This window comes from Telluria sp. RB2R28 (genome assembly GCF_059685835.1).
The window spans coordinates 44,877-67,627 of record NZ_JCASIK010000007.1; the positions used below are offsets into that span (position 1 = coordinate 44,877).

Genomic DNA, 22,751 nt, shown 5'->3' on the forward strand with positions numbered 1-22,751 from the left:
GCAACCGCATCCCTGTTGCATGCAACCCGTATGGCCCACAGTGGTATGCTTCGCCCTTAAACTCCGAAGCCAATGCCATGACCAATAAAAAACAGCCTTCCGCCCGCCAGCCAGCCGAGACACCCGCCGGCCGGGTAGAAAACCCCTTCCTGGACGTCGAGTTTTACCAGCGCATGCGCGACTACACCGAGCGCGATGCCGCCTTTTCGAAGGAACTGAAGGCCATCGGCGACAGCGGCGCAGGCAAGCACAGCACCGACATTCGCGAGGCGCCGTCACTGGCATTGCTGCGCGCCGTCGTCAAGAAAGGCTTGTCGCTGGAGACCATGTTGGGCCGCATGACGCAGGGTGTGGAACTGGGTTTGTGGGAACCATGGATGAGCGCCTTCGGCATCGAGATCCGCGGCGTCAACTACGCAAAAGCAGAGCAGCGCAACGCCCGCCTGGCGCTCGACATGAGCCTGGCGTGCAAGGTCAATTCGGTGTTTGCCAATGCAGGCGTCGTCAACTGGCGCAGCCTGGTGGCGCAGGATTGCGCGCAGATCCAGATCGACAAGCCGACCGAGAAGTCCGGCGCCAAGGTGTACGCCATCTTCTTCCTGGATGCGCCAGAAAAATGATTTTTAACAGCGTGATGCGTACCATCTGATCATTCAACCGGCCCCGCCACCAAGAGCCCCCCATGGACCGACGCCACTTTCTGGCCGCACTGGCGGCATGCGCAGCGCCCGTTGCCGGGGCCGCGACATCACCATGGCCGCTGCTGCAGCGCGGTGGCTACGTCATCCTGATGCGCCATGCTGCTACGGTGCCTGGCATCGGCGATCCGCCCGGTTTCAAACTCGGCGTATGCAGCACGCAGCGCAACCTGTCCCAGGCGGGTCGCGCGGACGCCACCAGGATCGGGGCAGCCTTTCGCAAGCACGGGGTGCCAGTCGGCCCGGTGCTGTCGAGCCGCTGGTGCCGCTGCGTCGACACCGCCCGGCTCGCGTTTGGCCGGGTTGAGCCCAGCGAGATGGTCGATTCGATGTTCCAGGACGACGACGCGGCGCGCGAGCGCAAGCTGGCGCAGCTACGCGTCTATCTGGCGGAATACAAGGATCCGGGCAACCTGGTGCTGGTGACCCATGACGTGAACATCCGCGCACTGGTCGGCAAGTACGTGGAACAGGGCGACATCGTCATCGCCACGCGCAGCGCCGATGGCGCCCTGCGCATCGAAACGACAGTGCCAGTGGCGCAGCTGACGGGCTGACAGGCCCTACCAGGGCAATTCGGCGCCGTTGTACGACCTGAACGAACCGCTGTCGGCCGGCGTCAGCGCATCGAGTACCTGCAGCATGTCGGCAGCAGCAGCCTGGGCCGGTCGTCCGATGATCTCGCCCCGAAACGGTTTAGATAGCCGTGAATTCACGGTGCCCGGATGCAGGGCGACCAGCACGCTGTTCTTCTGCGTGCGCGCCACTTCGATCGCCGCGGTTTTCACCAGCATGTTCAGGGCCGCCTTCGAAGCACGGTAGCTGTACCAGCCACCCAGGCGATTGTCGCCAATACTGCCCACCTTGGCGGACAACATGGCCATGATGGCGCGCTCGCCCGCCAGCAACGGCACGAAATAACGCATGACCAGCGCCGGACCAAAGGTGTTCGCCATGAAGGTCGCCTGCATCTGCGGATAGTTCAGGTCGGCCAGACGCTTCTCGGGCATCGTTGCGCCGTCGTGCAGCACGCCGGTCGCATTCACGATCAGGTGGTAGTGCGGGCCGCTGGCGAGCGCCTGCGCCGCCGCGGCGACACTGGCCTCGTCCGCGAAGTCGATCGCGGGCGTCGAATGGCGGTGCAGCCCCCGCACCGAGGCGCAGCGCGGCGACTGTTCCAGCAGATCGACAAAGGCCGTGCCGATCGTGCCCGAGGCGCCGATGACCAGCGCATGAAATTGATCCGGCAAACTGTTCATCATGATGTCGCGCTCCGCCGTTGTCTGTGCATCGAGTGTACCGAAAGCAGGTCGTGCCATCGCCATCATGCGACGACAACGACGGGTCAATGCGCGGGCTGACCCGCGCTGCTGCGCGAATCATGCCCTGGCAGCCCCATGTTATTCTTGCATCGCCCCGACCACCACGAGACCCCATGACCCGCTCGCTTCCCCTGCTCCTGTGCACCCTGGTGTGCGCCGCCCTCCCCGCCATTGCCCAGGTCAAAACGCCGGCCACGCCGGAAAAAATGAACCAGTTGTACGCCGCCTACTGGGAAGACTACCTGCGCGAAAATCCAATCGCCGCGACCTTCAACGGCGACGCGCGCTACAACGACCGCTTCGGCCCCGTTTCGTCGGCCGAGGAGCGCAAGCAAAGCCGCGCGCTGTCGGAAAAATATCTCGCCGCCAGCGCCAAGTTCGATCCGGCGCCGCTGCCGGCCGAAGACCGCATCAGCTATGACCTGCTGCGCTACCGCCTGCAGCAAGTCCTCGACGGTCTGCGCTTTCCGTCCGACCTGGTGCCGGTGGACCAGTTCTCAGGCTTGCACCTGATGATGGCCCAACTGGGTTCCGGCGCCTCGACGCAGCCGTTTCAGACCGTTCAGGATTACGATAACTGGCTGGCGCGCGCTGCCGGCTATGCCCCGGCGGTCGACAACGTGATTGCCGACATGCGCCTCGGGATCAAGCAGGGCATCGTGATGCCGAAAGCGTTGATCAGCCGCGTCTTGCCGCAGCTCGAGAGTGTCGGCAGCGACGACCTGGCCACCAGCACCTATATGGGCCCGGTGAAGAAGTTCCCGGCCTCGTTCAGCGCCGCCGACAAGGCGCGCCTGACGGATGCGTACGGCAAGCTGGTGCGCGAACAGCTCGCGCCGGCCAACCGCAAGCTGCTTGCGTTCATGCGCGACACCTACCTGCCAGCCGGGCGCACGACGGCCGGCATCGGCGCCCTGCCCGGTGGCAAGGAATGGTATGCGTTCCGCGCGCGCCAGTCGACCACGACCGACCTGACGCCGGCGCAGATCCACGACATTGGCCTGTCCGAAGTCGCGCGCATCCGCGCCCAGTTCGAAGAAGCCAAGGTGCGTGTGGGCTTCAAGGGCACGCTCAGGCAGTTTTTTGACCACCTGAATAATGCGCCCGAGCTGCGCTTCAAGTCGCGCGAGGAAATCCAGGCGGCGTATGAAGGCGTGCGGCCGCAGGTCGAGGCCAAGGTGGGCCAACTGTTTGCGAATGTGCCGAAGGCGCCGTTTGAAATCCGCCCGGTCGAAGCGTTCCGCGAAGTGAGCGCGGCGCCGGCGTCGTACCAGCGCGGCTCGGTCGACGGCAAGCGGCCCGGCATCTTCTATTACAACGCCTACAAGCCCGAGACGCGCACCCGCTTCACCACCAATGCGTTCTTCCTGCACGAAGCAGTTCCCGGCCACCACTTCGAGCGCAGCCTGGCGCAGGAAACGACCGGCCTGCCGGCCTTCCGCCGCTTTGGTGGCAGCACCGCGTTTTCGGAAGGCTGGGGCCTGTACAGCGAAATGCTGGGCCAGGAAATCGGCATGTACGACGACCCGTGGCAATGGATCGGGCGCCTGACGGCCGAAATCTGGCGCGGCGTGCGCCTGGTGGTCGATACCGGCATCCACGAGAAAGGCTGGACGCGCGAACAGGCCATCGCCTACTTCATGGACAACGTGCCGCAGAACGAAGTGACGGCCGTGCAGGAAGTCGAGCGCTATATCGCGGTGCCGGGCCAGGCGCTCAGCTACAAGATCGGTGAACTCAAACTGCGAGAACTGCGCGCACGCGCCGAAAAGACGCTGGGCAAGGACTTCGACCTGCGCGCTTTCCATAACGAGGTGCTGTCGCACGGCGCGGTGCCGCTCGACGTGCTGGAAGCGGCGACCGATCGCTGGATCGCGGCGCAGAAGAAAGACTGAAGGACTGGTGCGACGCCGGCCGATGCGCCTCGCTCAGGCGCTGAACTGCAGCTCGACCCGATCGATGACATGGTGTACCTCCTGCATCGGCACGGGCGGGCTGAAGAAATAGCCCTGGCCGATGTGGCAACCATGCTTGAGCATCCAGTTCATCTGGCTCTGCGTCTCGATGCCTTCGGCCACCAGCGTCATTTTCAAGGCAAGGCCCATGGCGATGATGGCCTCGGTCACCTTCTCGGCGTTCGGATCCTGCAAAAGATTTTGTGTGAACGACTTGTCGATTTTCAGGCACTGCAACGGCAACTGACGCAAATAACTGAGTGACGAAAAGCCGGTACCGAAGTCATCCAGCGAGGTCACGATACCATTGTCGTTCATGCCCTTCAATACGGTCTGGGTCAGCTCGAGTTCGCGCATGATGCTCGACTCCGTCAGCTCGATTTCCAGCGCGTCGGGCGCCACGTGATATTCGTCGAGCAATTGCAGCACATAATCCGTCAAGTCGGGCGACAGGATATCCGCGATCGAGAGATTGATCGCGATCGGCAGCGGCGACCGGCCTGCATTCTGCCATTGCGCCTGCTCGGCAATGACAGTGCGCATGACCCAGCGATCGATCCCGATGATCTGGTTACTGCGTTCGGCGATGGGGATAAATGTCGTCGGACCATTCTGGCCGCGTGTAGGGTGGTTCCAGCGCACGAGTGCTTCCAGGCCCACCACTTTATGGGTGGACAGGTCGACCTTCGGTTGATAGACCAGTGCGAGCTGGTTGTACTCCACGGCATCGTGGAGGTCGCGCTCGAGCAGGAACGAATCAAGGTGATGCGACGCCATCGACAGCTCGAACACGGCGCTGCGCGAACGGCCCAGGGATTTGGCCTGGTACAAGGCCAGGTCGGCATGGCGCAGCAATTCGCTGATGGTCGTGCCGTGAACAGGCGGGATGGCGATACCGACGGAGATGCTGAGGCGCAAACGATGCTCGCCGACTTCGAAGGGACGTGTGACGGCCTGGTGCAGCTGCTCCGAAAAAATCATGCTGGACGTGGCGCTGGGGGAAGGAATCTGTAGCAGCAGCAGGAACTCGTCCCCGCCCAGCCGCGCCAGCAAGTCAAATTCGCGGGTGACTGTTTTCAGCCGCAAGCCCAGTTGCTGCAGTACCAGGTCGCCCGTTGCATGGCCGTAGGTGTCGTTGATGTTCTTGAAGTGGTCCAGGTCGAGCAGCATCATGGCGCAGTCGTAGTCACCGTCCTCGAGGCGCTGTGTGATCGCCTCCTCGATCGCGTGCCGGTTATACAGACCGGTCAGATGATCGTGATGGGCGCGCCAATGCAGCTTTTCCTGCAGTGTGCGGTTGACGTGCGCCTTGTGGACTTCGCTCAGAACGCGCAGGAAATCCTGCAGCGCATCGGCTTCGACCTGCGTCCAGGGTTCGGCACGACCCCGTACCAGCTCGCGCCACAAGGCAAAGGAGCGCCGGGGCTGCAGGCGCACCATGCCATCGGGAGAAACCACTGCATCGCCTTTCTCGGGCTTGCCACCCCAGCGCACTTCGTGCCGGTGTTCGGGTCGGCCCAGGCAGGCGAATGTCAGATCGGGCTTGGATCGCTGAACCAGCAGCAGGCCGGCAGTGTCGGGCAGCAAGGCAAGGGCACGTTCCGGCGACGCGAGCAGATCGGTCTCCATCAGAAGGCGGGGGCGGATCGTGGCTTTGCCGAGCTTCTCTTCGATCTCGTCGAGTATGCCCTGCGCAGGGCCGTGCTGCCGTGCGCTGCCGCTGGCATAGGACAGTGCGCCGATCCGCACGCCCAGGCTGCTCGCACCGAAGGCTTGAAGGATTTTGGGGGCCCAGGCATCGAGCACTGCCGGCAGGTCGCCACGCTGGATCGCAGCCTGGTGAAATGCGTTGATCAGGCGGTCGAGGGAGAGGCGCCGCATCATGGCCTCCATGCCCGACAGGGCCTCGATGCGCATGTTGGTGATGTCGCCCAGCAAAGTGCACACCTGGCGCATGCCCTCCCTGATCTGGTGGGGCGGGGTCTTGGGCATGTCGTGATGGCACGCGATCAACCCCCACAATTTGCCATCGCAAACGATCGACACAGTCAGGGTGGCCTGCACCGCCATATTGTGCAGGTAGGCCAGATGCGCCTCGGACGGTCCGCGCAGCATGCAGTGACTCTGGTCGAGCATTGCGCCATCGGGCAGGACGGGCGGCACCAGCCGGTCCATCGGTGCATGGACGTCTGCCACCACCCGCAGCTTGTTTGACAGGTATAGCTGGCGCGCCTGCAGCGGGATATCGCTGGCGGGGAAACGCAGTCCAAGGTACTTCGGCTGGCCACCGGGCGAGGTAGATTCGGCCACCACTTCGCCGCAACCATCCGGCAGGAACCGATACACCACGACGCGATCGAACGCTGTGAACGACTGGACCAGTTCGGCACATTCCCCGAAGAACGTGCCAAGCCTGTCGGCACGACGCAGCCGCGCAATCACGCCGGCGAAGTCGGCAAACATCCGGCTTTCGGTCGAGGCGCTGTCGGTGGCCGGTTGGACAGGCAACCACTCGAGGATGGCCAGTCGACCCCTGCGGTGGCCAAGGCATTCCCACAAAGGTGCTGCAGGCACTGCCGTCTGCGGAGCGCAGGGGCCATCGTGTGCGAGCCGCAGGCGCCAGGGCAGCACCAGTGGCCCGGTTTCAGGCAGTGTGCTGAAATCGGGCATGCCCTGCGGATCCGGAAACAAAACCCAGTCGGCAACCGGCTGCCCGATCAGCGCGCCGGCATCGTGCAGTTGCGGCACATGGCGCACGACCCCTTCCGATACCTGAATGATGCGGCCACTGTCCACAGCCAGCACCATCAGGAATCCGTACGACTGCACGGTGCCCAACAGGTGAATCGGCTCGAGTGCACAGGTCTTTTCAAACTCGTCCGTGATCAAGCCATCAGGGTCATCGGAGTTCATGTTCTCTCCTGCAGCATTGCACCAGGTCGGCGGTGACGCGTGGCATCTGATGTGACACGCCAATCGGAACAGGGGCCAAACATCTTGGATCGGTTCGACAGGTGTTAGTTCTATCGCAAGATCAACGACATGCGTCGGCCGACGTCGCACGCCTGCACACACCTGGCAAGTCCTCGCCTGCGTGCGTACAATCTGCGCATGAAAATGCGGAAAAAATCCGAGCTGCCGTCTAAAATCTGCGCCCACTGCGGGCTTGCGTTCGCGTGGCGCAAGAAGTGGGCGCGCGACTGGGACCAGGTCAAATACTGCTCGGAACGCTGTCGGCGCACGACAACATCGGCAACCCGGCGCGATGGTCAGGATCAGGGGTGAGCGCCGGTCACGCTGCGTGAATCAGTGCGCGAGCTCACCGCGCGCCAGCATGACGGCCACCTCGCGCCCGACCACCGTGCGGCGGCCATCGCGGCCGACCACGGTGGCCGTCACCTGGTAGCGGCCCGGCGCCGAAAAGCCATGCCAGGCCGTTGCCTGGCCTGCGCCCCCCGCCCCGACCATTACGCGAGCTGAGCCGCCGCTGCCGTCGCCCCACGACCATTCGACGCTGTGCGTGCCGACCCGGTCGCCATCGACCCAGGCCACCGACGCCTGCAGCATCGCCCCAACCGCGACACTGCGCGGCACCTCCAGCGGGCCGAGCGTATGCCCGCACCTGCATCCACGATCAGGCCGTAACAGCACCAGTCCGGCATTCGAGGTGGCCACGATCGCGCCACTGTCGTTGATCGCCAGCGCGTGCTCCAGCACCAGGCCGGGCGGCGCATGGCGCAGGGACCGATTCAGGTCGCGCATGCCATTGTCGGCGCGCCACACAAAAGCGCGCATGACCCCAGCCCCATCCTCGGCAAAGCCGACGATCTGCCCCTGTGCATTGACATCCTGCGCTACGGACGTCTGGCCGCCCAGCGTACCCAGCTCGCGCATGCCGCCCTGGCGCGTCCACGACATTGCGCGCTGGCGACCGTCCGCATGGCCGATCGCGCCCGCGATCTGCAGGCCGGGCGTCATCGCATTCACCCATGCCGACGTGCCAGGACCCGTGCCCAGATCGACCATGCCGGTAGAGCGGGTCCACAGGAACGGGCGCTCGCCGGCGGCGTCTTGCGACGCGAGCCGGTTGCCCGCCACTTCGCCCCCTGAGCCGACGGCTACCGGCGACGATTCGATGCTGCCGAGCGTATCGATATCGACCACGCCGCCCGAACGCGTCCAGACAAACACTCGCGTGACGTCGTCGTCGATCGTGGTCACGCCGGCAATCAGGCCGGCATCGTTGAGTACCCGCCCGGCCGCAGGCGCCGGGATGGCGGGCGTGACGCCCAGGTCTTCGAGGCCGCCCGCCATGCTCCAGCGGAAAGGGTGCCCGGCAGCGCCGAACGCGCCGGTCACGACGCCATGGTGGTTGATGGCCCAGCCGTATGAACGGCCACGACCGGGCTCGGCGCGGATATCGACCATGCCGCTGCCTGCGCTCCAGAAGAACGCGCTCTCGATGCCTTCTTCTTTGACCGACGTGCCGGCGATCTGCCCTGCATCATTCAGGCCATTCACATACACAGTATGGCCGCCCGGCGAACCGATCTGCCGCACGACATGGCCATCGTAAAAGAACCCGGATGTGCTGTTGTCGTTGGTGAGCGAGAACGCGACCTGCCCGGCGGCATTGATGTGCGGATAGGCCGCGATTGTCCCTGAGCCCAGATTGATCACGCGGTAAGCGGCCTGCGTGCGGCCGGCATCAGCAGCACCGGATCGCGCCTGGGCTGGCGCCACAACGACGGTCCCCAGCACCGACAGCAGCACCAGCAGACCCGGCCAGGCCCGCAGGGCGGCAGCGCCGGCAATCGACAACAAGATCATTGAAATTCGCATGGATTCTCCGGTCAGTGATGAACGCCTGGCCGCTCGACGGCGCTGTCAGGAACCGGCACCGATCATGCCCGGTGCAGAGCGCGTACGCCAGCGCGCGACAGGAAATGACGTCGCCGTTTGTGCTGGGCCAATGGGCTGTATGAAGACCAATTGATTCCCAATACGACGACAGTACCGTTGCCGCCACATTGCGCCAATCCGTCGCGATCGGATGTCGACTGACGGAACCTCGCACCAATCCAGGTGTCCCACCATCACTTGCGGTCTTCCACACGCCACCACGTTGTTTACCGGTGTTCATTGATTCCTCATATCGCGCTAGCGGGAGGGCACTATGCAGCACATCACGAACTGGAGCGAAGCCATGCTGGGATCGCTCACCGCGGCAGCGTCCATGTTCTTTGCGGCCGTGCCGCGGCTATTCGGCTTTGCCGTCGTCCTGGTCGCGGGCTGGCTCATCGCCTCGCTCATCGAGAAAGGCGTGGTGACGGTGCTGCGCGCCGCGCGCTTCAATGTCATGGCAGAGCGCGCCGGTGTGGCCAGCTTCATCCAAAAAAGCAATATGAAGGGCGACGCCGCCGGCGCAATTGGCGCCATCGCCCGCTGGTTCGTGCGGCTGATCGCGCTGGTCGTGGCGTTCGACGCGCTTGGCCTGGCGGCCATCTCGAACATCCTGCATCAGCTCCTGATGTGGCTACCCAACCTCGTCGTGGCGCTGGTGGTGCTGGGCATCGGTGGGCTGGCCGCCAATACCCTGGGCAATCTGGTCCAGGGCGCGGCAGCCAAGGGCGGCCTGGGCAGTCCCGCCATGCTGGCCAAGATCGCGCGGTATGCCGTCTGGGCATTCGCAGCCATGGTGGCGATCAACCAGCTCGGCATCGCGACGTCGCTCATCAATATTCTCGTGATGACGACCTCCGGCGCGATCGCGCTGGCACTCGGCCTGTCATTCGGGCTGGGCGGTCGCGACACGGCTGCAATGATCGTGCGCCGGTGGTATGACCGTGGCCAGGCGAATGCGCCGCAGATCCGCAGTACAGGCGATGTCGCCGCCAATCAGGTCAACATGCTGGGCCGTGCTCCCAGCGCCGAGCGCCGCACCGCCATGGCGGATCGCCGCGCGGGCAGCCGCGCCTGATGCTGCGTGTGGCCCTGACTGGCAACGACCAATCCTCTGGAGAACACGATGAAAACCTACGGCGCCGAGTTTCTCGGCACATTCTGGCTGGTGATGGGCGGGTGCGGCAGCGCGGTGCTGGCTGCCGCATTTCCCGAACTGGGCATCGGCCTGCACGGCGTCGCCCTCGCCTTTGGCTTGTCTGTGCTCACGATGGCGTACGCGATCGGCCATATCTCGGGTTGCCACCTGAATCCGGCAGTCTCGATCGGCCTGTGGGCCGGGGGCCGCTTTCCCGCGCACGAGCTGTTTCCTTATATCGTGGCGCAGGTCGCCGGTGGCATCCTCGCCGGCGGCGTGCTGTATGTGATTGCCAGTGGCGCCCCTGGCTTTGACAGCGCCAATGGCTTTGCTGCCAATGGCTACGGCGATCATTCGCCAGGCGGTTATTCGCTGCTGGCCGGGCTGCTGAGCGAAGTGGTCATGACCACGTTCTTTTTGCTGATTATCCTGGGGGCGACCGACCAGCGTGCTCCCAAAGGGTTTGCGCCAGTGGCAATCGGTTTCGCGCTGACCCTGATTCACCTGATTAGCATCCCTGTGACCAACACGTCCGTCAATCCTGCGCGCAGCACGGCCGTTGCCGTGTTTGCCGGCGACTGGGCCGTGGGGCAGCTGTGGCTGTTCTGGATCGCGCCGATCGCCGGCGCATTACTTGGCGCCGCGCTCTACCGCGTCATTGGCGCGCAAGCGCCGGTATCTGAACCGGTCGACGCGCCCGCCTACGGTCATGTGGAGCGCCGTCAGCGGCAAGTGCGTGGCGGCGGGGGCGGCCGTGAGCAAGGCCAGCATTTACGTCCGGGTACCTGATCGACCGGGGCGGCGAACCGCCGGGCAGCCAAGCCACGCCGTCTTTCGACGGCGTGGCTTGTTGTTTTTTCTGCACATTTTTTAATGCAATTGGTGCCCGCGCCAGGGGCGTAGCAGGCGCGCATCGGAGGGGGCGCACACGATATGAGGCATTGTCTTACATGATGAAACCCGCATCGCATTTACTGTTAGATTGTTAATACACCTTCACCCCAACTCTTCTATCAGTGCTGCCATGAAAACCTTTCACTGCGACAAATGTTCGCATCAGATCTTCTTCGAGAACACCCTCTGCTTCAATTGCGAAAGCACCCTGGGCTACCAGCCTTCCCAACGCTCCATCAACAGCTTCGAGCAGGCTGAAGACGGCCTGTGGCGTAGCCTGAACCGCAAGGATGAAGGCAAGCTCTACAAGCAGTGCAGCAATTATGTAGAGCACAATGTGTGCAACTGGATGCTGCCGGCCGACGACCCGCATGAGTTGTGCGAAGCATGCCAGCTCAATGTCGTGATCCCGGCGCTCACGTCAGAGAAGAACCGCATCCTGTGGTCGCGCCTGGAAACCGCCAAGCGCCGCCTGCTGTTCTCGCTGGCGCAGCTGAACCTGACCCCGGCCTCGAAAGAAACCCAGCCCGACACCGGCCTGGCATTCCAGTTCCTCGAAGATGGCGTGACTGACCAGTGCGTGATGACCGGCCACGACAATGGCCTGATCACGCTGAACATCGCCGAAGCCGATCCGGCCGAGCGCGAGCGCACGCGCGAACAGATGCACGAACGCTATCGCACGCTGCTGGGCCACTTCCGTCACGAAAGCGGCCACTATTATTTCGACCGCCTGGTGGCCGATACGCCATGGATCGACAGCTACCGCGCCCTGTTCGGCGACGAGCGACAGGATTATGGCGAAGCACTCAAGCGGCACTACGAGAATGGCCCGGTCGCCGATTGGGAAGAGCGCTTCGTCAGCAGCTACGCCGCATCGCACCCGTGGGAAGACTGGGCTGAGACCTGGGCCCACTACCTGCACATGATCGATACCCTGGAAACGGCTCACTCGTGCGGGCTGTCGCTCAAGCCGGCCAAGGCCGACGAGCCGGAACTGGACAAGATCACGCTGCCGACAAAGTCCGGCGCGTTCGAAGAAACGCTGAGCGACTGGTTCGCGCTGACCTACGTGCTCAATAGCCTGAACCGCAGCATCGGCATGCCGGATTCGTACCCGTTCAAGCTCAGCACGCCTGTGCTGGAAAAGCTGGAATTCGTGCACAAGGTCGTGCGTGATCAGATGGGTAAGCCGTCGCTGGCTGCGCAGGCGGCGCAGGCAACAGCGCCTGTCCCGGCACCGGCAGCCTCGGCAGCACCAGCACCAGCCCCTGTCTGATCCGGCGTAGGGTGGACGGCTACGCCGTCCACGCGTTCAAATCAACGTGATTTTGTGGCGCGCCAAGGATCGTTGAACGCGTGGACGGGAAACCCGTCCACCCTACTGGCGGGGGGCACCGTCAACCCGGCGCCCCCTCCAGCAACTCCACCGTCACCTGCATCTCATGCAGCGCCAGCGCCGGCCCGAACTGCGTAAAAATCGCCACATCGGCTGCATCGCGCCCATACCCTATCGTCACGCGGCCGCCGCGCGGCCCATCCTGGCTCGCATCGAACGTATACCAGCGCCCACCCACATATGCCTCAAACCACGCGTGCAGGTCCATCGGCACCAGCCCGTGCAGATACCCGGCCACGATCCGCGCCGGAATGCTCAGCGCGCGGCACAGCGCAATGCCCAGATGCGCCAGATCGCGGCACACGCCTTCGCGGTATTCGTTGACCTCGGTTGCCGCCATCTGGGTGTGATTCGCTGCGGGATTGAAGCGCACCTCGCGCCGGATCCAGTCGGTGATGCAGGCCACCTGGTCGTAGCCTGGCGCAACGCCGGCCACGATCGCGCTGGCCATCTCGGCAAACCGGTCGGATTCGCAATAGCGGCTCGGTAACAGATACAGCAGCACGTCCGCCGGCAAGGTTGGTACCTCGTCGAACGGCGCACCGGGTGCAACGCTGATGACCTGGTCAGTCAGCACGTCGGCCGAGGTCTGGATCGAAAATTCGCCGGGCGGCGCCGTCAGCCGCTGGCACAGGTTGCCATAGGCATCCGTATATTCAAGCACTTGCACGCTTGGCGTGAGCGTATAGGATTCGCGCGCCACCCATTGCTGCGCACCACTGCGGGGACGCAGCATCAGGATGAATGGCGTGGCGTATTCGACGCTGAAACTGAGCTTGCAACCGGTTCGCAGCCACATCGCAGGCCCGCCTTCCTTCGTTAAAGTGTGCGCACCGTCATGACGCACCCTAGCCATGACGGTGCGCCGCGCCATGGTTTGGTGCGCGAGTCGGTCAACGCGTCTGCGACTGGGTCTGCGTCTGCGATGAGGTCTGCGATGACGTTTGCGACTGCGTCTGCGACTGGGTCGGCGCCGGCACAGGCACTGGCACAACCTCCGGCAACTCCGGCGCCACGGGCAGCAGGAAGTCGCGTCCGATGCCGTTGCCCAGCTCGCCAATACAGGCCAGGAACTTGGTCAGGAATTCGTGCAGGCCTTCGTCGAGGATCTCGTTGATCTCGGCCGACTTGAGCGACGCATGCAGTTTTTCCGCCAGCCGCTCGGTATCGTGCGACAGCTCATTGCGCACATCCTGCAGCACGGCCACGACGGCGGCCATGCAGGCCACCAGCGAGCGCGGCATCTTGCCTTGCAAGATCAACAGCTCGGCCACGCGCGTCGGCGTGATCGCGTGGCGGTACACCTTGCGATACGTCTCGAACGCAGACACCGAGCGCAGCAGCGCCGCCAGGTAATAGTATTCGCCCTGCGCGCCTTCCTGGATCGTGTCCGACGCCAGGAACCGGAACTTCACGTCGAGGATCCGCGCCGTGTTGTCGGCCCGTTCCAGAAAGGTACCCAGGCGGATGAAGTTGAACGCTTCATCCTGGAACATTGTGCCCAGCGTGACGCCGCGCGACAGGTGCGAGCGGTACTTGACCCATTCCAGGAACTGGCCAGGATCGCGTTCGAACATGCGCTCGCTCAGGTGCTTTTGCAGCACGAGCCAGGTGGTGTTCTCGGTTTCCCAGACTTCGGTGGTCAGGGTGCCGCGCACGGCGCGGGCATTCTCGCGCGCGGCGCGCAGGCAGCTGGCGATCGACGACGGATTGTCCGGGTCGCGCACCATGAAGTCGATGACGTTCTTCTGCGTCAGCGCGTCGTACTTGGCGTCGAACTGGGCTTCGAGTTCGGACACGCTCAACATCGTGCGCCAGCCCTGCTGCTCGGCCTGGACCGATTGCGGCATCAGCGAATACTGGACGCGCACGTCGAGCATGCGCGCCGTGTTTTCAGCCCGCTCGGTGTAGCGGGCCATCCAGAACAAATGATCTGCGGTGCGGCTCAACATGCTAGTTCTCCAGTATCCAGGTGTCCTTGGTGCCGCCGCCCTGCGACGAATTGACCACCAGGGAGCCTTCTTGCAACGCCACGCGGGTCAGTCCGCCCGGCACCATCGACACGGTCTTGCCCGACAACACGAACGGGCGCAGATCGATGTGGCGCGGTGCAATGCCCGATTCGACATAGGTCGGGCACGCCGACAGCGCCAGCGTTGGCTGCGCGATATAGCCGTCCGGGTTAGCCAGCACGCGGCGGCGGAAGTCTTCGATCTCGGCCGCCGTCGAGGCGGGCCCGACGAGCATCCCGTAGCCGCCGGCCCCGTGCACTTCCTTGACCACCAGTTGCGGCAAGTTCGCCAGTGTGTAGTCCAGATGCTCTTTTTTGCGGCACTGGTAGGTCGGCACGTTGTTCAGGATCGGCTTTTCGCCGAGGTAGAACTCGATCATGTCCGGCACGAACGGGTAGATCGACTTGTCGTCGGCCACGCCGGTGCCGATCGCATTGGCCAGGCCGACGCGGCCGGCGCGCACCGCGTCGAGCAGGCCCGGCACGCCCAGCGTGGATTCGGGGCGGAACGCGCGCGGATCGAGGTAATCGTCGTCGATGCGGCGATAGATGACGTCGACCTGTTTCGGGCCGCGCGTCGTGCGCATGTAGACGGTGTCGTTGCTGACATACAGGTCTTGCCCCTGCACCAGCGCCACGCCCATTTGCTGAGCCAGGAACGCGTGTTCGAAGTAGGCCGAGTTGTGCATGCCGGGCGTGAGCACGACCACGGTCGGATCGTCGCCGCCATGCGGCGCCACGGTGCGCAGATTGTCCAGCAGCAGGTCGGGATAATGGTCGACCGGCGCCACGCGGTTGCGTGCGAACAGCGCCGGAAACAACCGCATCATCATCTTGCGGTTTTCCAGCATGTACGACACGCCCGACGGCACGCGCAGATTGTCTTCCAGGACGTAGAACTCGCCCTCGCCGGCGCGCACGATGTCGACGCCGGCAATGTGGGCGTAGATATCCAGGGGCACATTAACGCCCTGCATGGCCGGCCGGTACTGCGCGTTATTCAGGATCTGTTCGGCAGGAATGACGCCCGCCTTCAGGATGTTCTGGTCGTGGTACACATCGTGCAGGAAGCGGTTCAGCGCGGTCACGCGCTGCACCAGGCCGGCCTGCAGTTTGGCCCACTCGGCGGCGTTGATCACACGCGGAATGATGTCGAATGGGATCAGCCGTTCCTTGCCGGCGTTGTCGCCGTACACAGCAAACGTGATCCCCACGCGTTGGAAGTTCAGCTCGGCTTCCGCCCGCTTCTGCTCGATCAGATGCGGGGGTTGCTGGCCGAGCCAATCCGCGAATGCCTGGTAATGAGGCCGCACAGTTGCCCCATTGGAATACATTTCATCGTAAAAGTTCGACATCATTGCCTCCTGTGCCAGAATACTAACAAGAAACGTGCCAGCCACCCCGTCCGACTCGCAAGTCAAACGAACGCAGGTATGAATCATGCTTAAATGCTTCTATCTTGCGCCCACTCAGTTGTACGCAAATTAACACGACCAAATTCAGTGCGCCGGCATCAATCGCGCCCTCATTGAAAGGCACTACCGCATGGCTATCCGCGTTGCGCTTCATCACAAGACCAGCTACCGTTACGACCGTCTGGTCAATCTGTCACCGCATGAAGTGCGCCTGCGTCCGGCGCCACATGCGCGTACACCGATCCTGTCGTATTCGTTGACCGTCCTGCCAAAAGAGCATTTCATCAACTGGCAGCAAGACCCGTACGGCAATTACATCGGCCGCTTCGTGTTCCCCGAACAAACCGACGTGCTCGAGTTCACGGTCGATCTCGTTGCGGACATGACGGTGATTAACCCGTTCGACTTCTTCGTCGAAAAGTATGCCGAGACCTTCCCGTTCGCCTACCCGGACCTGCTGCAATCGGAACTGAGCCCGTACACCAGGTCGCAAGAGCCCGGACCGCTGCTGGCCGAGTGGGTCGCCGGCGCGCGGCGCGACCTGCTGGCCCAGCCAATGGGCACGAACGACTTTTTGGTGGCCATCAACCAGCGCCTGCAGCGCGATATCGCCTACCTGCTGCGGATGGAGCCGGGCGTGCAGGAGCCCGAAGACACATTGCAGAAGCGCTCCGGCTCGTGCCGCGATACCGGCTGGCTGCTGGTGCAGATCCTGCGCGAGATGGGCCTGGCGGCGCGTTTCGTGTCCGGCTACCTGATCCAGCTCACCGCCGACCAGGAAGCGCTCGACGGCCCGAGCGGCACCACCGTCGACTTCACCGACCTGCACGCCTGGACCGAGGTGTATGTGCCGGGCGCCGGCTGGATCGGCCTCGACCCCACCTCGGGCATGCTGGCCAGCGAAGGCCATATTCCGCTGGCCTGCACGGCCATGCCGTCGTCGGCCGCACCGGTCACGGGCTTTACCGACAAGGCCGAGGTCACGTTCGTCCACGAAATGACGATCACGCGCATTCACGAAGATCCGCGCGTGACCAAGCCGTACACGGAACACGACTGGGACAAGATCAACCGCCTGGGCCAGCAGGTCGATTCAGACCTGGTGAACCAGGACGTGCGCCTGACGCAGGGCGGCGAGCCCACCTTTGTCTCGATCGACGACATGGACGGCGCCGAATGGAACACGCTGGCGCACGGCGACAAGAAGCGCGAGCTGGCGGGCAACCTGATGCACCGCCTGAAGAACCACTTTGCACCGGGCGGCATGATCCATTACGGCCAGGGCAAGTGGTATCCGGGCGAGCCGCTGCCACGCTGGGCGCTGAACATCTTCTGGCGCGTCGACGGGCAGCCGATGTGGTTCGATCCGTCGCTGTTCTCGGACGAGCACATCGACGATGGCTACGGGAGCGAGGATGCCGGCCGCTTTGCCGCGGAGCTGGTCAAATCGCTTGGCCTGCCGGCCGGCAGCGCTATTCCCGCCTACGAAGACGTGCTGCTGCAAGCCCAGCGCGAGCAGGCGCTGCCGCGCAATCTCGATCCGCTGGACGCCGACCTGACAGCCCCGGAAGAGCGCCGTCGCCTCGCGCGCCTGCTCGAACGGGGCCTGGGCCAGGTGACCGGCTACGTGCTGCCACTGAAAGCCCGCGAACACGATCCATCCGTCATGCTTGGCACCAGTTGGCGCACGTCGCCGTGGCCGCTCAAGCGCGAAAACCTGTACCTGATCGAGGGCGATTCACCGATCGGCCTGCGCCTGCCGCTGGCCACGCTGCCGTGGGTGCTGCCCGAAGAGCGCGATCCCGATTTCGATGTCGACCCGTTCGCGCCGCGCGGCCCGCTCCCGGTCGGCAAGAAGGACCGGCGTCCGGTCCTGAGCGTGGCGCCCGGCAAATCGACAAACAAGGCAACGGCTGCACCGGCTGACCCGGAAGCGCGCGAAGTCATCCACACCGCGCTGTGCCTCGAAGTGCGCGCGGGCCGCCTGTACATCTTCATGCCGCCGCAAAAGCGCATCGAGGATTACCTGGCGCTCGTCACAGCGGTCGAGAACACGGCCGCCAAGCTGAAGATGAAGCTGCGCATCGAGGGTTATGCGCCACCGCGCGACCCGCGCATCAAGCTGCTCAGCGTCACGCCCGATCCGGGCGTCATCGAGGTCAACATTCATCCGGCGGCGAGCTGGCATGAGCTGGTCCACAACATGACGACGCTGTATCAGGAAGCGCGCCTGACCCGCCTGGGCACCGAGAAATTCATGCTCGACGGCCGTCACACGGGCACCGGCGGCGGCAACCACGCGACGCTGGGCGGCGCCACGGTCGAAGACAGTCCGATGCTGCGCCGGCCGGACCTGCTGAAAAGCCTGATCACGTACTGGCAGATCCACCCAGCGCTGTCGTACCTGTTCTCGGGCACCTTCATCGGCCCGACCAGCCAGGCGCCGCGCGTGGATGAAGCGCGCGACGACAACCTGTACGAACTGGCGATCGCCTTCCAGCAGATGGACAAGGTGCTGCCGACCATGCACCCCGGCGACAAGCCGTGGATGGTCGACCGCCTGCTGCGCAATATGCTGGTCGACCTGACGGGTAACACGCACCGCTCGGAGTTCTCGATCGACAAGCTGTATTCGCCCGACGGCCCGACCGGCCGCCTGGGCCTGGTCGAATTCCGCGCCTTTGAAATGCCGCCGCATGAGCGCATGAGCCTCTTGCAAATGCTGCTGCTGCGCGCCCTGGTCGCGCGCTTCTGGCGCCAGCCGCTGCAGGCCAAGCTGGTGCACTGGGGCACGGCGCTGCACGACCGCTGGATGCTGCCGCACTTCGTCGCCCAGGATATCCGCGACGTGGCGAAAGACCTGCGCGCGGCAGGCTATGCGTTCGAGGACCACTGGTTCGAGCCGTTCATCGAGTTCCGCTTCCCGCGCTTTGGCACCGTTGTCTACGAAGGCGTCGAGATGGAACTGCGTCAGGCGATCGAGCCGTGGAACGTGCTGGGCGAAGAAGTCAGCGCCGGCGGCACCGCTCGTTACGTCGATTCGTCGGTCGAGCGCATGCAGCTGCTGGTGCGCGGCCTGACCGACGGGCGCCATGTGGTGTCCTGCAATGGCCGCATGCTGCCGCTGCATCCGACCGGCGTGCCGGGCGAATACGTGGCCGGTGTGCGCTTCCGCGCCTGGAGCCCGTGGTCGGCGCTGCATCCGAGCATCCGGGTGCAGGCGCCGCTGGTGTTCGACCTGGTCGACACCTGGAACGGGCGCTCGATCGGCGGCTGCACCTACCACGTCGTGCATCCGGGCGGGCGCAGTGAAACCGGCTCGCCGGTCAATGCCAACGCCGCCGAGGCGCGCCGCTTTGCCCGCTTCTGGCCACACGGTCACACGCCCGGGCCATTCACGGTGTATAAGGAAGACCTCAATCCGAGCTTCCCGATGACCCTCGATTTGCGCTGGCAGCCGATGTAAGCTGGCATTCGTTTCAACCGTAAAGCTGCACGCCAATGCCCAATCAACTGCTTGCCCACTATCTGGCCGCACCGGATGGTTTCGATGAAATGCTGGGCGCCGACAAGGCGCCGCGCGCGCACTGGCGTGCGATGCTTGCCAACCTGGAGCACGAAGCACCGGACATGATGCGCCAGCGTTTCGAGATGGTGGCGCGCCAGGTGCGCGAAAACGGCGTCAGCTACAACGTGCTGGCCGACGCCGGTACCAGGCCGCGCAAATGGGACCTGAACGTGCTGCCCCTGATCCTGCCGCACGAGGAATGGAGCGGCATCGAAGCGGCCGTGATCCAGCGCGCCACCCTGCTCAACAAGATCCTGGGCGACGTGTATGGCGAGCAGGCGATGCTGCGCGAAGGCTTGCTGCCATCCGCCCTGATCCATGGCCACGCGGGCTTTCTGCGCCCGTGCCACGGCATGCGCCACCACGACGACGTGGCGCTGCATTTCTATGCGGTCGATCTGGCGCGCGCGCCCGACGGCCGCTGGTGGGTGATGGCCGACCGCACGCAGGCGCCGTCGGGCGCCGGCTACGCACTCGAAAACCGGTCGATCATCGCCCCCACCTTCCCCGACCTGCTGCGCGAACTGAAGGTGCAGCCGGTGTCGCCGTTCTTCCGCACCATGCACGACAGCCTGGTGCACTGGGGCCGGCTGTGCGCAGCCCATGGCGACAAGCCGGCGCCGCTGCGCGAGGGCGAAATGCCGCTGATCGTGCTGCTCACGCCGGGCCCGCGCAGCGAAAGCTATTACGAACAGGCCTATCTGGCGCGCTACCTGGGCCTGACCCTGGTCGAAGGTGGCGACCTGACGGTGCGCGACGGCGTGGTCTTCATCAAGACGCTCGCCGGGCTGCACCGGGTGCACGTGATCATGCGCCGGGTCGACGACGAATCGTGCGATCCGCTCGAGCTGCAAAATTCGCTGCTCGGCGTGGCCGGCCTGACGCAGGCCGCCATGCGCGGCAATGTGGTGATCGCTAACAGCCTCGGTTCGAGCCTGCTCGAGTCGGGCGCCCTGCTCGGCTTCCTGCCGGCGCTGTCCAAGCGCCTGCTGGGCGAGCCGCTCAAGATGCCCTCGGTGGCGACCTGGTGGTGCGGCGAACCGGCCGCGCTCGAAACCGTGATCGCCCGGCTCGATCGCCTGGTCATCAAGCCAAGCGGCGCGATGCCGGGCCAGCCGGCCGTGTTCGGCCAGGATCTCGACGGCGAGGCGCGCGCGGCGTTCATTGCCAACCTGCGCGCCAATCCCAACCATTACATCGCCCAGGAACTGGTGCGCCTGTCGCAGGCACCGGTGTGGAAGGATGGCCGCGCACCTGGCCTGCAGGCGCGCGCGGTGGGCCTGCGCGTGTTTGCCTGCGCCACGCCGAATGGCTATGTCGTGATGCCGGGCGGCCTGACCCGCGTGGCCACCGGGCCCGATGCGCGCGTGCTGACGATGCAGATGGGCGGCGCCAGCAAGGACACCTGGGTCCAGGCGCGCGCGCGCGTTGAAACGCATCGCCTGCAAAAGAGCAGCATCACGGGCGAAGACCTGGTGCGCGAAGACAGCAACCTGTCGAGCCGGGTGGCCGAAAACCTGCTGTGGTTCGGCCGTCATGCCGAGCGCAGCGACAATATCTGCCGCCTGCTGCGGGTGGCGCTCAATATCCTGTTCAATGTGCGCTTCGACCAGCGCGGCGCCGAGTGGCCGACCGTCGAGGCGCTATGCATCTGGTTCGGTTTGCTGGACCCACAGCGCAAGCCGGCCGCGCCGGGCACCCCGGCCGTGGTGGGCTCGGCCAAATTACCGGGCACGGCCAGCGCCCTGCCGGCCCCGATCTTCACCGATGCCGAGATCGAATCGGCGCTGCTGCTGGCAGTGGTCTCGCCGGCCGTTCCGGGCCTGGCGCGCCAGCAGCAGCAATTGCACCGGATCGCCGGCCAGCTACACGAACGCTTCTCGGTCGACAACTGGCGCGCCCTGAACCGCATGGTGCAGCCGGTCGCACCGCCTGGCGAGCGGCCGTCGCAGTCGGGCGTCATGACGATTCTCGACGATGCCGCCGCGGCGCTGATGACGCTGGCCGGCTTTGCCCTCGACGGCATGGTGCGCGACCTCGGCTGGCGCTTCATGTCGATCGGCCGGCGCCTCGAACGCCTGCAATTCCAGGCGCTCGTGCTGCAGCGCGCACTGGCGATGGACGAAAACGGCAATCTCGACTGGGTGCTCGAACTGTCCGACAGCATCATCACCTACCGCGCCCGCTACCGCGCCCAGCCCGAGTGGCTGCCAGTGCTCGACCTGCTGCTGCTGGACGAAACCAATCCGCGCTCGATCGTGTTCCAGTTGAACGGCATCATCGGCACGCTGGGCAAGGTCACGCAGGCGCAGGGCGCCGGGGGCCTGGACCTGCTGACGCCACTGAAGGCCGAACTGACGGCGCTCGATCCGGGCGTCGATCTGAAACACGGCAACGCGCTACTGAGCGACCTGCTCAGCCGCATCGGGCAAGCCAGCGCGGCCTTGTCCGAACAGATCGGCGTCCAGTTTTTCAGCTATACCGCCAACGGCCGGCAAAGGAACCGTACCTCATGACCGATTTGCTGCCGGGTGCCGTCGGCGCCGATGTGATTGCGCGCTATCGCGTGGTGCACGAGACGCGCTACAAGTACAACAGCATGGTGACGCTGTCGCAGCAATACCTGCATCTGACGCCGCGCTCGTTTTCATGCCAGCAGACCGAGTCGCACCTGATCTGGCTCGACCCGGTGATCAACGACAGCAACGAGGGCGTCGATTACTTCGGCAACATCACGCGCCACGTGGCGCTGACCGTGCCCCATGACAGCCTGCTGGTGCATGCCGAATCGACGGTCTCGCTGCGCGCGCGCTACACGCTGGCGCAGATCGCCGGCACGCTGTCGTGGGAAAGCGTGCGCGACATGATGGGCAAGGAAAAAAGCGCGGCCACGCTGGAAGCCTGCCGTTACCTGTACGCGTCGCCCCATGTCGCGCTGTTCCCCGAACTGGAAGCGTATGCGCGCGAGAGCTACCTCCCGGGCCGGGCGCAGCTCGACGCGGCGCTCGACCTGACGCACCGGATCTTCGACGACTTCGAATTTGACAGCAAGGCCACCGACATCTCGACGCCGCTCGACCAGGTGCTGCGCGGCCGGCGCGGCGTGTGCCAGGATTTCGCGCAGTTGATGATCGGCTGCCTGCGCAGCATCGGCCTGCCGGCGCGCTATGTCAGCGGCTACATCCTGACGCACCCGCCGGAAGGCAAGCCGCGCCTGATCGGGGCCGATGCGTCGCACGCATGGGTGTCGGTGTTCTGCCCGACGCTGGGCTGGGTCGATTTCGATCCGACCAACCGGTGTCTCGTGCAGCATGAACACATCACGCTGGGCTGGGGGCGCGACTTCAGCGACGTGACGCCGATGCGCGGGATCGTGCTCGGCGGGGGCAAGCAGGAGCTTGACGTGCAGGTAACGGTGACGCCGCTGCCGCTGGTAAGTTGATGATCCA

16 protein-coding genes are annotated in these 22,751 nt (G+C 64.6%); 10 read left to right on the forward strand and 6 right to left on the reverse strand.

The genetic code is table 11. The features are described from left to right. Positions 1-77: 77 nt before the first annotated feature. The gene (locus AC56LV_RS21465; protein WP_499560587.1) at positions 78-620 is read left to right on the forward strand and encodes a hypothetical protein; all 543 of its coding nucleotides are present in this window, start codon (positions 78-80) and stop codon (positions 618-620) included. Between the two features lie 62 nt (positions 621-682). After that, positions 683-1,255 (forward strand): histidine phosphatase family protein, encoded by a 573-nt coding sequence (locus tag AC56LV_RS21470; protein WP_499560589.1) that lies wholly within the window; start codon positions 683-685, stop codon positions 1,253-1,255. Between the two features lie 6 nt (positions 1,256-1,261). On the opposite strand, the gene AC56LV_RS21475 is transcribed toward AC56LV_RS21470, so the two are convergent. After that, on the reverse strand, positions 1,262-1,957 hold the full coding sequence (locus AC56LV_RS21475) for an SDR family NAD(P)-dependent oxidoreductase (protein ID WP_499560806.1): 696 nt from the start codon (positions 1,955-1,957) through the stop codon (positions 1,262-1,264). A 176-nt stretch (positions 1,958-2,133) separates the two neighbouring features. On the opposite strand from AC56LV_RS21475, the gene AC56LV_RS21480 reads away from it, so the two are divergent. Then, complete coding sequence (locus AC56LV_RS21480) at positions 2,134-3,915, forward strand: DUF885 domain-containing protein (protein ID WP_499560591.1); 1,782 nt, start codon at positions 2,134-2,136, stop codon at positions 3,913-3,915. 33 nt (positions 3,916-3,948) lie between these two features. On the opposite strand, the gene AC56LV_RS21485 is transcribed toward AC56LV_RS21480, so the two are convergent. After that, on the reverse strand, positions 3,949-7,134 hold the full coding sequence (locus AC56LV_RS21485; protein ID WP_499560593.1) for a bifunctional diguanylate cyclase/phosphodiesterase: 3,186 nt from the start codon (positions 7,132-7,134) through the stop codon (positions 3,949-3,951). On the opposite strand from AC56LV_RS21485, the gene AC56LV_RS21490 reads away from it, so the two are divergent. After that, positions 7,093-7,260: a DUF2256 domain-containing protein gene (locus tag AC56LV_RS21490; RefSeq protein ID WP_499560808.1), complete on the forward strand. Its 168-nt coding sequence runs from the start codon at positions 7,093-7,095 to the stop codon at positions 7,258-7,260. The genes AC56LV_RS21485 and AC56LV_RS21490 overlap by 42 nt on opposite strands. 21 nt (positions 7,261-7,281) lie before the next feature. Here AC56LV_RS21490 and AC56LV_RS21495 read toward each other — a convergent pair whose 3' ends face one another. Further along, positions 7,282-8,817 (reverse strand): hypothetical protein, encoded by a 1,536-nt coding sequence (locus AC56LV_RS21495; RefSeq protein ID WP_499560595.1) that lies wholly within the window; start codon positions 8,815-8,817, stop codon positions 7,282-7,284. Between the two features lie 334 nt (positions 8,818-9,151). On the opposite strand from AC56LV_RS21495, the gene AC56LV_RS21500 reads away from it, so the two are divergent. The 3 genes from AC56LV_RS21500 to AC56LV_RS21510 all read left to right on the forward strand — a co-directional run bounded on the left by AC56LV_RS21500 (position 9,152) and on the right by AC56LV_RS21510 (position 12,188). Further along, positions 9,152-9,955 carry a mechanosensitive ion channel family protein gene (locus tag AC56LV_RS21500; RefSeq protein ID WP_499560597.1) on the forward strand — a complete coding sequence of 268 codons (804 nt, stop codon included), beginning with the start codon at positions 9,152-9,154 and terminating at the stop codon, positions 9,953-9,955. A 48-nt stretch (positions 9,956-10,003) separates the two neighbouring features. Beyond that, positions 10,004-10,804 (forward strand): aquaporin Z, encoded by an 801-nt coding sequence (gene aqpZ / locus AC56LV_RS21505; RefSeq protein ID WP_499560599.1) that lies wholly within the window; start codon positions 10,004-10,006, stop codon positions 10,802-10,804. 235 nt (positions 10,805-11,039) lie between these two features. Beyond that, on the forward strand, positions 11,040-12,188 hold the full coding sequence (locus AC56LV_RS21510; protein WP_499560602.1) for a zinc-binding metallopeptidase family protein: 1,149 nt from the start codon (positions 11,040-11,042) through the stop codon (positions 12,186-12,188). Between the two features lie 121 nt (positions 12,189-12,309). Here the strand turns inward: AC56LV_RS21510 and AC56LV_RS21515 are convergent, their stop codons facing one another. The 3 genes from AC56LV_RS21515 to AC56LV_RS21525 all read right to left on the reverse strand — a co-directional run bounded on the left by AC56LV_RS21515 (position 12,310) and on the right by AC56LV_RS21525 (position 15,674). Continuing rightward, on the reverse strand, positions 12,310-13,107 hold the full coding sequence (locus AC56LV_RS21515) for a transglutaminase domain-containing protein (RefSeq protein WP_499560604.1): 798 nt from the start codon (positions 13,105-13,107) through the stop codon (positions 12,310-12,312). Positions 13,108-13,201: 94 nt separating this feature from the next. Continuing rightward, positions 13,202-14,260 (reverse strand): alpha-E domain-containing protein, encoded by a 1,059-nt coding sequence (locus AC56LV_RS21520; RefSeq protein WP_499560606.1) that lies wholly within the window; start codon positions 14,258-14,260, stop codon positions 13,202-13,204. Position 14,261: 1 nt separating this feature from the next. Continuing rightward, complete coding sequence (locus AC56LV_RS21525; RefSeq protein ID WP_499560810.1) at positions 14,262-15,674, reverse strand: circularly permuted type 2 ATP-grasp protein; 1,413 nt, start codon at positions 15,672-15,674, stop codon at positions 14,262-14,264. 190 nt (positions 15,675-15,864) lie between these two features. Here AC56LV_RS21525 and AC56LV_RS21530 point away from each other — a divergent pair, with 190 nt between their 5' ends. Genes AC56LV_RS21530 through AC56LV_RS21540 form a run of 3 tightly spaced genes read left to right on the forward strand, consistent with a single transcriptional unit; the run spans position 15,865 to position 22,744 of the window. Further along, on the forward strand, positions 15,865-19,200 hold the full coding sequence (locus AC56LV_RS21530) for a transglutaminase family protein (RefSeq protein WP_499560608.1): 3,336 nt from the start codon (positions 15,865-15,867) through the stop codon (positions 19,198-19,200). A gap of 35 nt (positions 19,201-19,235) precedes the next feature. Further along, complete coding sequence (locus tag AC56LV_RS21535) at positions 19,236-21,818, forward strand: circularly permuted type 2 ATP-grasp protein (protein ID WP_499560610.1); 2,583 nt, start codon at positions 19,236-19,238, stop codon at positions 21,816-21,818. Beyond that, on the forward strand, positions 21,815-22,744 hold the full coding sequence (locus AC56LV_RS21540) for a transglutaminase family protein (RefSeq protein WP_499560612.1): 930 nt from the start codon (positions 21,815-21,817) through the stop codon (positions 22,742-22,744). The genes AC56LV_RS21535 and AC56LV_RS21540 overlap by 4 nt, the downstream gene beginning before the upstream one ends. Positions 22,745-22,751 lie beyond the last annotated feature (7 nt).